The following is a 13,011-nucleotide window of genomic DNA, read 5'->3' on the forward strand; positions in this document are numbered from 1 at the left end:
GACAGCGGGCGAACGTTCGGTCCGCTCGTGGCGGAGCCCGTGTCCAGCCCCTCCTGGCATGTTCACCGGATCGGAGGAGAGACCCGCGGGACCGTGTGTGCCGGGCACCACCGGCCTCTACTGTCGCGCTTCTGTTCCCGTGTCGCCCGTCCGGCGTCGGCATCTGCGGCCCACGACCCGGCTTTCGCGTGCGAGGAGCCTTACCGCGACACCTGGACAGGACCACCGTCGACCACCATGGGAGCACCGTGCCGGGCACCAGCCTTCCCGAAGACCGCTACAGCCGCACCGAGGCCACCCGGCTGCTGTGCGCCGGCGTCTATCAGGACACCGCCTTCCGTCGCCGGGTCATGGACGAACTGGTCGGCCATCCGGAACGGCCCGTCGCACCCGCCCTCGGCGTGGACGTCCTGCCGGTGCTCGCCCACGCCGTACGGGTGGCCCGCTGGGAGACCCGTACGGCACTGCTGATGCTCGCGGCCTGGGCCGGATTCGTGCTCTCCGACTTCGTCATGGTGTGGGACAGCCTGTCCGACAGCTGGGGTCATGGCGCCGAGGTGGGTTTCGCTGAGGTGTTCACCGCGCTCTACGAAGGCCAGGTGAACGTCACCGGCGGGGTCCCGATGCCCTGGTCCCAGCTCTTCGCGATGGTCACCTTCGGGCAGTGGCTGGCAGCCGCCCTCGGCCAACGGGGCACGGCCGTGAAGGAGTTGGGCCTGCCCGACACGGTGGCCCGCGCTGCCGACGGCCTGGGCCGCCTCGCCGGTGCGGGCAGTCTGCTGTTCGTCGCCGCCTACTGGTACCTCTACCTCGCCGGGCTCCTGGACGGCACAGCGCAAACTCCCTACCCGGCGCTCTTCCCCCTGGCGATCGTCCTCATCGGCTGGCGGCACCAGGCGGCCCACCGCAAGGCGCTGTGCGAGTGGCTCTCGAAGTGGACGTTCTCCAGAGCCACCCAGCCCGGGCTCCCCGCGGGCCTGCCGTACGACGACCTGGTGCGCAACATCCACAGGGAGCAGCAGGCCCCCGTCACGCTGTACGACCTGGAGCAGCCGTTCATCGGCATGGGCACGCGCAGGCAGAGCTGGTCGTTCGCCATGGAACTGCGCAAGGCGTCCGAGGGGCTGGGGGACCGGATCCCGGCCCAGAGTGACAAAGCGGTCCGCGGCGCGAGCGAGGGCGCTGCAGTCATGCCTGCGCGGCGGAGCACGGAGCGTCTGACGGCCCGTGCCGCTCTCGACATGATCGAGCCGCAGCTGGTCGAGCTGCGCGAGTCCGCGGCGCGCACCGGACGGGACCGCTTGCGCAACCTGGAGATCGAGCGGTTCCTCTACCTTCCGGGCGGTGTCGGACGCGACGAGAAGGTGGAGGTAGGCGGCGTCGACGACGCGGCGGCCTTCGCCGCCACGGCGCGGGGCCGCAGCCAGGAGGGACACCCCGTGTACGACCCCGCGCAGATCGCCGCGCACCTCGACGAGGCGATGGACGAGGGCGGCGAGGCGCGACGGGTCTTCCTGCGGGTCCGGATCGGCGGATGGCACGAACAGCTCGTCGTGACCGTGCTCGTGCGCGTGCACACCCAGGGCGGCATGCTCGTGCTGGAGGTCGAGTCCTACGTGCTGGGACCGGTCCGCAAGGAGTTCCGGGGCGTGGACGCGCTGGTGGACCAACTGCCGGAGAAGTGGCCCAGCGCCGCGCTGCGTGCCCTGCGGCACGCTCCCGCTGTCGGTGTGGACTGCGCGATCGGCGCGATCGGCGGCCTGTACCGCGAGATCGCCTCCGGCTGGTCCGCCGACGAGGAGGTACCGGACGTCCCCCGCGTCTCACTGCGCGCGCTCGCCGCGCAGAAGGGCCTGTCGCGCTTCCAGGAGATGGACGCCGAGCGGTACATCAAGACCGTCCAGGAACGGATCGTGGGCGGCGTCCGTGTGGCGCTGCGCGAGCACGGCTACCGGACCGAAGAGTTCGAACAGCACATCTACCAGGTCAGTGGCGGAGGCGTCTTCATCCAGGACATGTCGGGCGGCGCGATCGCCACCGGCAGCCACGGTCAGGCGTCCTCGCGCACCTCCCCCGCGCCCGGCACGGGACTGCCGCGCCAGGAAGGAAATCCCTCATGAGCGAGAACGGCTTCTCGTCACAGCCGTCCCGGAGCACCCCGGACGGCGGGGCCGCCGCGGAGGGCGGTGTCAGCATCGGCCGGATGTCCGGCGGCTCCATCGCCACCGGCAGCCACGGACAGGCGGTCTCGGTCAACACCACGGGCGTCCCGGCTCCCGACGCCCACCACCGAGAACTCCTCGCGGCTGTACGGGAGTTGCTGACGGAACTGCCCGGAGCCGGCCTGCGGGAGGCGGAGGACTCCGCGCTGCACGCAGAACTCGTCGGTCTGGAGGCCGAGATCACCCGCACGGGCACGGCCGACTCCGGCCGCCTCACGCAGGTGCTTCGCACCGTCCGGCGCTGGCTCGGTTCGCAGGCCGCCGCCGTGGGCGCGGTGGCCTCGGCGACCGCCGTGGTGCAGGCGATCGCCCAACTCCTCGGCTGACAGCCGACCGGACAGCGCAGACGAGCCGGCAGCCTGGAAGGACGACGGCGATGAGGGTGTACGACAGGGAACAGCAGGAGTGGGCGGGCGGGCGCCGTGAGCGCCTCTACCACCCGGACCAGTACCTGGATCTGCCGCGTCAGCGGCGCATTCTGGAGCGAACCGGCGTGGTGCTGGCCGTGGTGGGGCTGTGCTTCGGCGTCTGGGCCCTGGCCTGGAAGGACGAGCCCGAACCGCCGCGCCCCACCAGCTCAGGGCAGGACGACAGCGCGCCGGCCGACCCGAGCGGCCCCACCCCGCGGACGTCCCCCACGGGGAACGACTACGCGTCCGCGGCCCTGCCGGACGGCTACCACGAGGTGCCCGACGAGGAGGGGTTCCGTATCGCGGTCCCGGTGGGCTGGTCGAGGGAGAGCAGCCCGTCGCAGTACGGCATCGACATCGTCAACTACCGCAGCCCCGACGGCCTGCGCCGGCTCCAGGTGTTCCAGCTGATGGAGGACTCGCCGTACGGATCGCTCCAGGCCGCCCAGGTGGAGAGTGCCAAGCTGGACGGCTACGAACTGATCGAGCTGACCGAGCCCCCTTCCTCCCCCGACGCGGCGGCCGAACACGAGTACCGCGCAAGCGAGATCGTGGGCGAGTCGAACTCTGGTGTACGACACGTGATCGACCACCGCTTCCAGGCGGCCGACGGCAACCGCTACGCGCTCGTCGCGTACGGACCCGACAACGCGGACCAGGCCGAACGTGAACTCGTCGACACCGCCGTCGGCTGGTTCTGCCCGCCGGAGCTCACCTGCGGCACTCCGGCCGGCTGACGCCGTGGGGCCGCGGGCGAGCCACGGGACAGCGACGTACCGGGACCCGGTCCACGACATCGGCCTCCGGACTGCCCCCGAGGCGCGGCGCTCGGCCTCGACGTCCGCCGAGAGTGGGGCGTCGAGGGCGGCCGCGGCAGCGCCGTGGGGGAACGAATAACCGCCGCAGCCGCCTCTGCGGATGGGCATGCCCGCAGCCGGGCCGGCCAGTCCCCGAACCACCCGCACGAGCGACGCGGGTTCACGACCTGCCGGCGGGGGGATCAGCGGCCGGCTTCCCGCGCCACACGCTCCAGCCGGTCGCGGTGGCCCTCCCACCGTGCCTGATCGCCTGGTGCCATGAGGTCCTTGCCCGGCGCGAACCCGACGGCCCCGTCGATGAGTTCTCGAACGATGTCGGCGTGGCCCGCGTGCCGTTGGGTATCGGAGATCACGCGCACCACGATGTGGTGCAGCGTCACTTCCCGACGGCCCTCGGGCCACCACGGAACGTGGCCGACCGCGTCCAGCGCGAGCGTCGCGATCGTGGCGTCGGAGTGTTCCCACGCCTGCTGGTACAGCGCGACGATGTCCTCGCGCGACTCGTCCGCCGTGGCCCACATGTCCGAGTGGGGTTCCGCGTCCCGCGTGTACCACCAGGGCGGCGGGTCCGCGTCGAAGAACGGCCGGCCGAAGGTGTCGCCGAAGTAGCCCAGCTCCACACCTGCGACATGTTTGACCAGCCCCAGCAGGTTCGTGCCCGTGGGGGTCAGCGGGCGGCGGATGTCGTATTCCGAGAGCCCATCGAGCTTCCACACCAGGGCCTCGCGCCCTTCCTGCAGATATCGGAGCAGGTCCGCTTTCGGGTTCGGTTCGATCATGCCGGGCAGTCTTCCACCCGGCACTGACAACGGAGGGAGGATCGTCCGGCCCTCCAGTCTTCGAACCAGTCGTGCCGTGCGGGCTGTCGCTCAGCCGAACAGCGGAAACCGGTCAGCGGCGGGGCCCAGCGCAGCGCGTTCCGCAGCCGTGAGCCTGCTCCGGCCGGTGCCCACGCGTGCGTAGTGCTCGTCCGTCCAGTCCGGCAGGGCGGGTCGGCCGAGGAGGCCGTCGAGCGTGGCACGCACCGCGGCCAGGCCTTCGGGCGCCGGAGGTGGGGGGTGCGGAAGTTCCACCGTCAGGTCCAGCTGGTGGATCGTCGCCTCCACCGCCAGGGTGACCAGCAGGTCCCCGGCCGTCAGCACGTGCCCCTGTGTGCGGACGCGCTGTGCGGGGTCCGCTTCGCCCGCCGCGTGGGTGACCGCCGCCAGCGTCTGCAGGTACAGGTCCTGCAGCCGGCCGAAGTCCAGGAACATGCTGCCGTTCACCCGCGCCCGGCGCCGGCTGTCGGCGGCCCCCTCGGTGTGCGGCCGCCAGTCCTGCCAGTAGGTCACGGCGTCCCGGTCCGCCGGTTCACGGGCCGGCGTGTGCAGAGCGACCAGGGCCCGCTGGGCGTCCGTCAGGCAGTGGTGGACGAGATCGCGCACCGCCCAGCCCGTACAGCCGGTCGGCAGCCACGAGTCCTCCTCCCCCAGTCCGGCGACGACCGCCGACACCGCCTCGTACGCCGCACGCAGCACCCGCGCCGGCGCCACGACATGTGCTGTGCTCATGCGTCCCCTGCCCGCCCGTCCGCGGACGGCGTGTTCGCCGCCCCGTCAGGCGCGGTTACCCCGAAGCAGTAGGCGTACCCGTGCCGTCAGCGGTCCACAGCGGGCAGATCGGCCAGGCCGCTGTCGCGCATGATGTGGTCGACCGTCTCGTCCAGGGTGCTTTCCGCGCCGATCACGGTCTCGACGGCACCGGGCAGCAGGTCGAGCTCCCGGTACCAGTCACGCAGTTGCGGCTCGCCGACTTCGTCGGCGATGGCCTCGGACTACCGACAACCACCCCTGACGCAGGCGCGGTTCCGTGCCGCGACGCTGACGCCGTACCCCCTGGTACGAGTGAAGTCATCCCCACGGCGAACCCGCCGGTGAAGCTCCCGATCTTGGGCAGACGGCGGAAGTGATCTTCCTTCGGTCCCATGAGAGGGGCATGCCGTGACCGCACCTACGCGTCCCACACCGCCTGCGAACCGTCGGTACGGGTTCGACCTTCGCTCGACCGCCCTGTTCTTCGTCCTTGTCGCCGTGGCGCTGAGCGTCCTGGGCCTCGCCGCCCGCATGATGGCCGGTGCTGTCGAGCGGCGTCCCGCCTGGATGTTCGCCCTGGTCGTCGTAGGTGTCGCGGGCATCGCGGGCCTGCGGCGCCGACTGCATCTGGCCAGGGCCGCACGCCGGGCCGCGACGGCGCTCGACGAAGCGGCGAGGACCGCGGCCGACGCACTGGAAGCGCCGGTGACACCCCGTCAGCCCCCGGCTGTCGAGTTCGCCGTCGACTACGACGCCCTGACTCCGGAGGAGTTCGAGGAGGCGATAGCGGCCCTCTGCGAACGGGACGGCTGCTCGGCGGTCGAAGTCGTGGGAGGCGCCGGGGACTTGGGTGCGGATGTCCTTGCCGTGTCTCCCGAAGGGAGCCGGGTCGTCATCCAGTGCAAGCAGTACGGCGACTCGCACCGGGTCGGCTCCCAGGATCTCCAGCGCTTCGGCGGCACGTGCTTCACCGTTCACGAGGCCGATGTGGCCGTGCTGGTGACCACGAGTGACTTCACCGCGCCTGCGCTGGAGTACGCCGAGCAGTGCGGGATCGTGTGCCTGGACCGGGAGGCACTTCGTGCGTGGACGCAGGGCACCGGTTCCCGGCCCTGGGAGACCGCCCCGGACGGCTCGGCGGCGCAGTGGGGCCGCTGAGAAGACGCACCCGTCGCACCGCACCTGCGCCTCGGTGAGGTGCGGCGGGCACCACCCCCGAGCGCCGCGCGCCCCGATCCGCGCGGTCAGCCCGTGGGCACGCGCAGGGCCAGGAGGGCGACGTCGTCGTCGTTGTCGGCGGGGCGTACCCGGTCGAGCAACTGGTCGGTGAACGACCCCAGGGGCCGGTGGGCGAGAGCCGCGGCGTGCTGGCGCAATCGGTGCAGTCCCGTGTCGATGGTGCGGCCGCGCCCTTCGATGAGGCCGTCGGTGTACAGGACCAGGGTGGCCCCGGGCGGGAGCAGTGCCGTGGCGTCGGGTCGGCGCAGATCCGCGTGGGAGCCCAGGAGGATGCCATGGCCGTCGGTGAGGTAGTCCGCAAGGCCGTCCCTGCTGATCAGCAGCGGCGGAGGGTGGCCGGCGTTGGTCCAGGACAGCCGCCAGTGGCCGTCGTCGGCCGCTTCGACCCGGGCGAAGATCATGGTGGCCATGGTGACGTCGGTGATGTGCTGCATGGCCTCGTCGAGCCGTTCGACGATCCGGCTGGGGGGTTCGTGCTGGGACCAGGCGTAGGCGCGGAGCATGTTGCGGACCTGCGCCATGCCGGCCGCCGCCTCCAGGTCGTGGCCGACGACGTCTCCGATGGCCAGGGCGGTGGACTCGTCGGACAGAGGGAACGCGTCGTACCAGTCACCGCCCACTTGTGAGGCGTCCGGTGCGGGCAGATAGCGGACGGCCATCTGCAGGCCCGTGAGGCCGGGCATCTGGGGCAGCAGATGGTTCTGCATGGTCTCGGCCACTTTGCGCTGGCGCTGGTAGAGGCGGGCGTTGTCCAGGGCGAGCCCGGCACGGCGTGCGATGTCCTCGATCAGGGGGAGGTCCGCGGGGGTGAAGGGCGCCGGGTTCTCGCTCCGGCCCAGGGTCAGAGCTCCCAGGACCGCGCGGGTACTGCGGATGGGTGCGATGGCCGCGGAGTGCATACCCGTGGCTTCGAACAGGCGACGCTGCTCGACCGCGATGCCGGAGTCCGGCAGCCCCTGATAGGTCTGCGGTCCGGCCACGGTGGACGCGACGCCGCGCAGAGCGCTGGACAGCGGCATCGGGGATTCCTCGGGAATCGGTGGCATCGGTCCTTGCAGGTCCTCGTGGTGCACGAGGGTGCCCTCGTCGGCGTGGGCCACGACGTGTCGCCACACTTCGTCGCGCTCGGTGATGAGGTCGACGACGGCCCAGTCGGCCAGCCTCGGGACGACCAGGGACACCAGCCGTTCCAGGGCCTCGTCGACGTCGAGGGTGGAGGTCAGCTGTCCGGTGGTGTCGGCCAGCAGAGCCAGCCGTTGCAGCTCCGACAGCGGCTGGGTCGGCTGCCGCTGCGGTTGCGCTTCGATGGCGTCCGGGGGCATGGGGGTGTGGAAGAGGACGAGCGTGCCGAGCTGGTGGTCGCCGAGGTCGTACGGGGTGATCAGCCAGGATATGCGCAGTACGGAGCCGTCGGAGTGGGCGAAGAAGTCCTCGTCGGCCTGGGCCGTGCGTCCGGCGTGGAACGCCTGCCGCATGGCGCACCGGGTTCTCGGCAGCGGCTGCCCCTGCGGGTCCCGGTGCAGCAGGTCGTGCGCGTCGTGACCGAGGAGTTCGTCCGCGCACCGGCCGAGCAGGCTCTCGGCGTGGCCGTTGACCGCGATGATGATGCCCTGCTCGTCCACGACGTAGGCGCCGGTGCCGACGGCCGCCAGCGCGGCGCTGAGCATCGGCACGGACGGGTCGGGGGCGGTCTGCGTACGCTCTGGCCCCGTCATCGTGGCTCCTCGCTGATCGGGTCGACGCCCCGCCGGCCGGCGCGCCTGGCCGTGTGTTTCTGGTGTGCTCGCTCGCCTTCCCCGTATGCCCACAACCGCGAGGAATCCACGTGGGCGTCCGGCCGGGACGTCCACGATCCTTCGGGCGCCTCGCTGCGACGTACTGTGGGGGACGATCATCGACGACGCTGGATCATCAGGCGGGGGCGTGCACATGACCATTCACCGTCCGGGGCGGCCGGAGGACCTTCCACCGGCCGAGGAGCTGTGGGCGCGCTGGGCGCTGCTCGCCGCCCTGGAGGCGACCAGCGAGAAGGAGGGGCGCCCGAGCGTCCATCGGACCGGTCGCTGGATCGACGAGACGGGTCTCAACCACGACGACGCCGGCTGCACCTGGTGGGTCATGTCCAGGAGGGGAGAGGGCCGGTTCGTTCTCTACGGTGAGGACGAGTCGAGCGGCGTGAAGTGGCACGAACCGCCGATCGACATGCTCGCGGGCGGGCCCGGCTGGCTGCCCTACGAGGAACTGCGCGACCGGCTCCGGGGCAACGAGCTCGGCTGCGTCTACTGGTGGGAGAACGGGGCCTGGGGCCGGGCGCCGTACCCCGACGGTCTCGGTGACGACGGCCTGGACTGCGGCATGAGCGACGTCGTCGACCGCGACCGTCTGCTTCGGGAGCTGGCGTGCCACGTCGACGGCACGGCCGGCGGGCCGGGCGGGGAGGGGCTGCTGGCCGACGCCGCGGCGGGACGGGTGGAGGCGCGGACGCTGCTGGAGCGACTGCGTCCTGTCGGCCCCGACGGTGATCCGCCGGACCTGTCGGCCATCGTCAGGGCGCTCGCCCTCGCGGGCCTGACCGGGTGAGGTCGCCGGGCCCTTCGTCGGGCCTTCGGTGCCCGCCGGGAGATCGGCTCGCTGGACGCCCGCGGGGCCGGACCCGCGAACGGCACGGCGGTGCAGCAGTACACCTGCAACGGCAGCACCGCCCAGCGACCGGGGCGGCCCGTCCAACTCGACCCGGAAGGGAGCGACCATGAGCGACTTCACCGACGGTGATGGAGCGATGCTTCGCTCGGCCGCTGGGGAGGCAGAGTCCGCTCACACGCTCGCGAGCAGGCCGTCGAGGGGTGCGGGCACCCGCTCGGAGTCGAGGGCCTCGACCAGCAGGCGGCCGTAGCGGATCTTGCGGCCCTTCTTCGTGCCGAGGAAGCGCCGCATCTGCTGCTGCGGGGGCCGGCCCTGCTGCGCCGGTTGGCGCAGGAAGGTCTGCCAGGCCTGGAGTTCGCCCTCGGCCGCCACGATGTCCTCGACCCGTGCCACGCCCAGTGCGCGGATCAGCTCGTCCTCCAGGTCGGACACGCACACGAAGACCCCTTGGGGCGTGGCACGAGCCCGCTCCAGACCGCGGTCGTAGAAGCGCCGCTCGCCCTCGTCGCACAGGCCGGCCAGACGCAGGCCCAGCCCCGGCGGCCCGAGGAGGCTCGCGTAGCGGCCGACGCTCATCGCGCCGCCCATGGGCATCACGCACACCCCCTCGGCGGGCAGGTCCCGGCCGTAGCGCGCGGCCAGCGACTCGACGGCGGCCAGGTCGCTCGGCCCTTCCAGCAGCACGGCGGTCCGCACGCTCAGCCGCTCGGCCAGCTCGCCGGCCGCACCGCCCGGCTCTCCCGCGGCCCAGCCGGCGACCGCGCTCCGGAACGCTTCCATATCCGCCATGGGGCGATTCTGCTCCTGGGCCCACTCGTGGGGCACGGGGTTTTCACCGGCTGCGTCACGAGCCCTGAGCGGGCCTTCGCTGCGGCCGCTCACATCGGACGGGCCTGGCGCGGCGGCTTCATCGCCCAGCGGATCGTCCGGGTCAGGGCCTGGCCGGTGGGGAGTACGGCGAGGTCCTCCACGACCGGGACGCGGGGCAGCCACAGCATGCCGCGGGCCCAGGGCGGGAGCAGTGCGACGGCGTTGACGGCGAGGCCGCCGTAGAACGGGCGCACGGGCAGGGGCAGGGGTGGCTGGAAGAGCAGGAAGCGGGCGGCGGAGCGGGCCTCGGGGGTGGCCCGCAGTTCGGGGCGGTAGGCGTTCAGGCGCTCGGCCAGCTCACGGCGGTCGCGGGGCGGCGAGGCCACTCCCAGCGCTTCGGCGACGCGTGCGGTGTCGGCGACGTACCCGTCATAGCCCGCGGGGTCCAGCGGATGGGCTCCGAAGCGTTCGTGGGCGCGCAGGAAGCTGTCGGTCTCGGCGGCGTGCACCCAGCCGAGCAGGTGCGGGTCGGCCGCGTGGTACGCAACGCCCTCGCTCGTGGTCCCGCGGATGCGGTCGTGGATGGCGCGGACGCGGTCGACGGCCTGCTGGGCGTCCTCGGCGGTGCCGTAGGTCGTCACGGCGAGGAAGGTGCTGGTGCGCTGCAGCCGTCCCCACGGGTCGCCCCGGTAGCCGGAGTGCCCGGCCACCGCCGCCATGGCGAGCGGGTGCAGGGACTGCAGGAGCAGGGCGCTCAGTCCGCCGATGAACATGGATGCGTCACCGTGGACCGCGCGGATCGGACGGTCCGGTGCGAACCAGCGCGGGCCGGGGGTGTGGTGGATGCGGGCCCGCGTGGCCGGTCCGTCGGGGCCCGCGACGCGGCGGAACAGGGCCCGGCCCAGTTGTTCACGGACGACGGTCAGCATGGCCGGCCTCCCCTCTCCTGCTGCCAGTGTCCGCGATACCGAGGGGGTACGGGCGCGGCGTGGGGTTCAGGGGCCGGTGAGCGCGTGCCGGGGTTCGCGGTCCGACGGCGGCCACACGTAGGGCAGGTCGTCGGGTACTTCGGGGAACAGGGCGGCGTAGACGTCGCGGTCCTTGCGGACCAGGGCCGAGCGGTGACTCTCGTGGAAGGCCGCGTCACCGAGCCAGGGCGGCAGTTCGCCGGCCGCGGCCAGGTCCGCCTGGTCGCGCACCGCGCCGCCGGGTCGCTCAGCGGCCAGTCCGGCGACCAGGGAGGCCGCACAGCTGTCCTGGTGGCCCTGCTCCCGCCAGACCCGGCAGATCTCCAGGCCGTACCGCACGAGGGCCTCCTCGTACCCGGTCCACATCCGTACGGCCGGATGCCGGCGCCATCCGTAGCCGGGGACGGTGAGACCGCGCAGGACCTGCAGCGCCTCGACCCGCTGCTTGCCCAGCCGGCGCCGGTCCAGGACCAGGGCCGTCTGCCGGAAGTCGGGGTGGGGCAGGAACGTCTGCATCGGTCACCGGCTCACTTCTTGCGCAGCGCGGACGGCTTGTGCACCGCCGACCTGCCGGACTTGGCGCTGCGCACCTCGTACTGGGGGTCCTCGGGCGAGGCGTCCACGGTGCGGCCCGCGGCCTCGGTACGGCGGGTGATCTTCCGCTCGACCGTGCCCTCCGTGGTGGTGCCGTGACTGTTCCAGGTGACCTCGTCGCCCCGGGCGAGGTCGGTGCCCTCGCCGCTGTCGCCGGTCTTCTTCGTCTTCCTCGCCATGGTCGTGTCCTTTCTCGCTCCGTCCCTGATCGTGTCCGTCTACGTCGCTGATCGCGGTGCCTGCGCACGCCGTCCGGACGCGGCGCTGTCGGCCAGGCCGCCGGCGCCGAGGGGGCCGGTGTACATGACGGGCTCCTCCGCCTCCAGGCGCGGCAGCGCGCGGCGTGACACGCGCAGCACCACAGCCGGCAGGGCCGCGCGCACCAGCTGGGTCAGACGCAGCCATCCCGGCGCGTACACGGCCGTCCGCCGACGCTCCAGGCCCCTGACCAGACGGGCGGCGACGGTGTCCACGGGGTACACGCGGCGGGCGGGCGGCGGCATGTGGCCGCGCAGCTCGCGCAGGACGGCGTACCGGTCGGCGTCACGGATCATGTCGGTGTCGGTCCAGTTGATGTAGGCGACGCCCACCCCGACCCCACGGTGGGCGACCTCGGCCCGCAGGGAGTGCGCGAAGGCCTCGACGCCCGCCTTGGAGGCGCAGTAGGCGCTCATCAGCGGGGCGGCGCCGATCGACGCCAGGGAGGCGATCTGCAGGAAGTAGCCCGCCGTGTCGAGGAGGTCCGGGAGGAACGCACGGGCGGTGTGGGCGCTGCCGACGAGGTTGACGTCGATCACACGGCGCCAGGCGGCGGGGTCCGAGGCGAGGAACGGGCCGCCCTCGGCGATGCCCGCGTTCGCCACCACGGCCGAGGGCCGTCCGAGGCCGGCCCGCACGGCGTCCGCCGCCGCCGCCAGCCCGGTGAGGTCGGTGATGTCGGCCTCGACGGCCAGCGCCGGCCCCGGCAGAGCCGCGGCCACCGCGTCCAGGGAGGCCTTCTCGTGGCCGAGCAGTGCGACCCGGGCGCCCCGCCGGGCGATCTCGCGGGCCAGGGACGCGCCCACGCCCCGGGCGGCCCCGGTGACGACGACCGTACGGTCGGCGAGCGGACTGCTGCGCACGGCTGCCCTCCTGGTCGCTCGGATCGGGATCTCGGCTCGGGCCGGAGATTCGGCTCGGGCCGGGCCTCGTGTCGGGCCCTCGTCACCCACTTCCTCGCGGAGGCGGTGTTCGGATGCGCCTCAGACCTCCGGTGCCGGGGGCCGCGCGGTGTGGTCGGGGTGGCCGGGCGTACGGCGCTCCTCCTTCATCTCCGCCTCGTACAGGTGGGGGCGGCCCTGCGCGAGCTGCTGCACCACGCCGGCCTCCACGTCCTGGAAAGGCCGGTAGTAGGTGGCGTCGTAGGCCTCGATCAGCTGGAACGTCCAGTAACCGGGGATGACGTTGCGGCCCACGATCTCCGTGCGGACCTTCTCGGCCCATTCGGGGTGACCGGCCTCGTGCAGCAGTTGGACGGCGCGGTCCAGCTGCAGGTCGGCGGTTCCGGTGAGCTGGTGGAAGTCGTACAGGCGCCCTCGGGCCCGTTCGGTGGTCTCCCGTGCCTTGGACAGGGCTCCCAGGGCCTCGACCGTCTTGTCGTCGACGCCGGCGGGGCGCCTGTGGCGGCGGTCGGGGCCGTCGTCGCCGCCAGGGCTGTCGAGGGCTTGCTCATCGGTGTTCATGGGCCTCCTTGACGG

At 72.6% G+C, this 13,011-nt stretch carries 14 protein-coding genes; 5 read left to right on the forward strand and 9 right to left on the reverse strand.

What is annotated here, in order from left to right; all coding sequences use genetic code 11:
- Positions 1-248 precede the first annotated feature (248 nt).
- The 3 genes from ACWCPI_RS33865 to ACWCPI_RS33875 are packed head-to-tail and all read left to right on the forward strand — an operon-like array spanning position 249 to position 3,369.
- Entirely contained in the window at positions 249-2,120 is a 1,872-nt protein-coding gene (locus tag ACWCPI_RS33865; protein ID WP_451041780.1) for a hypothetical protein, read from the forward strand.
- Complete coding sequence (locus ACWCPI_RS33870; RefSeq protein ID WP_451041781.1) at positions 2,117-2,548, forward strand: hypothetical protein; 432 nt, start codon at positions 2,117-2,119, stop codon at positions 2,546-2,548. Before ACWCPI_RS33865 ends, ACWCPI_RS33870 begins: the two co-directional genes overlap by 4 nt.
- 50 nt (positions 2,549-2,598) lie before the next feature.
- Positions 2,599-3,369, forward strand: a complete 771-nt coding sequence (locus ACWCPI_RS33875; RefSeq protein WP_451041782.1) for a hypothetical protein — start codon at positions 2,599-2,601, stop codon at positions 3,367-3,369.
- 263 nt (positions 3,370-3,632) lie between these two features.
- Here ACWCPI_RS33875 and ACWCPI_RS33880 read toward each other — a convergent pair whose 3' ends face one another.
- Together ACWCPI_RS33880 and ACWCPI_RS33885 are read right to left on the reverse strand one after the other, a co-directional pair.
- On the reverse strand, positions 3,633-4,229 hold the full coding sequence (locus ACWCPI_RS33880) for a DinB family protein (RefSeq protein ID WP_451041783.1): 597 nt from the start codon (positions 4,227-4,229) through the stop codon (positions 3,633-3,635).
- Positions 4,230-4,319: 90 nt separating this feature from the next.
- Positions 4,320-5,000 (reverse strand): maleylpyruvate isomerase N-terminal domain-containing protein, encoded by a 681-nt coding sequence (locus ACWCPI_RS33885; protein WP_451041784.1) that lies wholly within the window; start codon positions 4,998-5,000, stop codon positions 4,320-4,322.
- Positions 5,001-5,429: 429 nt separating this feature from the next.
- Between ACWCPI_RS33885 and ACWCPI_RS33890 the strand changes: the two genes are divergently transcribed.
- Positions 5,430-6,179: a restriction endonuclease gene (locus tag ACWCPI_RS33890; protein ID WP_451041785.1), complete on the forward strand. Its 750-nt coding sequence runs from the start codon at positions 5,430-5,432 to the stop codon at positions 6,177-6,179.
- Between the two features lie 86 nt (positions 6,180-6,265).
- Here the strand turns inward: ACWCPI_RS33890 and ACWCPI_RS33895 are convergent, their stop codons facing one another.
- Positions 6,266-7,975 (reverse strand): SpoIIE family protein phosphatase, encoded by a 1,710-nt coding sequence (locus ACWCPI_RS33895; protein WP_451041786.1) that lies wholly within the window; start codon positions 7,973-7,975, stop codon positions 6,266-6,268.
- A 214-nt stretch (positions 7,976-8,189) separates the two neighbouring features.
- On the opposite strand from ACWCPI_RS33895, the gene ACWCPI_RS33900 reads away from it, so the two are divergent.
- Complete coding sequence (locus ACWCPI_RS33900) at positions 8,190-8,840, forward strand: hypothetical protein (RefSeq protein WP_451041787.1); 651 nt, start codon at positions 8,190-8,192, stop codon at positions 8,838-8,840.
- A 234-nt stretch (positions 8,841-9,074) separates the two neighbouring features.
- Here the strand turns inward: ACWCPI_RS33900 and ACWCPI_RS33905 are convergent, their stop codons facing one another.
- From ACWCPI_RS33905 to ACWCPI_RS33930, 6 genes are all read right to left on the reverse strand, one after another.
- Positions 9,075-9,692, reverse strand: a complete 618-nt coding sequence (locus tag ACWCPI_RS33905; protein WP_451041788.1) for a TOPRIM nucleotidyl transferase/hydrolase domain-containing protein — start codon at positions 9,690-9,692, stop codon at positions 9,075-9,077.
- Between the two features lie 89 nt (positions 9,693-9,781).
- Complete coding sequence (locus tag ACWCPI_RS33910) at positions 9,782-10,642, reverse strand: oxygenase MpaB family protein (protein WP_451041789.1); 861 nt, start codon at positions 10,640-10,642, stop codon at positions 9,782-9,784.
- Between the two features lie 66 nt (positions 10,643-10,708).
- Positions 10,709-11,197, reverse strand: a complete 489-nt coding sequence (locus ACWCPI_RS33915; protein WP_451041790.1) for an MSMEG_6728 family protein — start codon at positions 11,195-11,197, stop codon at positions 10,709-10,711.
- A gap of 11 nt (positions 11,198-11,208) precedes the next feature.
- Complete coding sequence (locus ACWCPI_RS33920; RefSeq protein ID WP_451041791.1) at positions 11,209-11,454, reverse strand: DUF2945 domain-containing protein; 246 nt, start codon at positions 11,452-11,454, stop codon at positions 11,209-11,211.
- Positions 11,455-11,493: 39 nt separating this feature from the next.
- Positions 11,494-12,396 (reverse strand): SDR family oxidoreductase, encoded by a 903-nt coding sequence (locus ACWCPI_RS33925; RefSeq protein WP_451041792.1) that lies wholly within the window; start codon positions 12,394-12,396, stop codon positions 11,494-11,496.
- A 120-nt stretch (positions 12,397-12,516) separates the two neighbouring features.
- Entirely contained in the window at positions 12,517-12,996 is a 480-nt protein-coding gene (locus ACWCPI_RS33930) for a hypothetical protein (protein ID WP_451041793.1), read from the reverse strand.
- Positions 12,997-13,011 lie beyond the last annotated feature (15 nt).

The organism is Streptomyces sp. NPDC001920, from assembly GCF_053594495.1.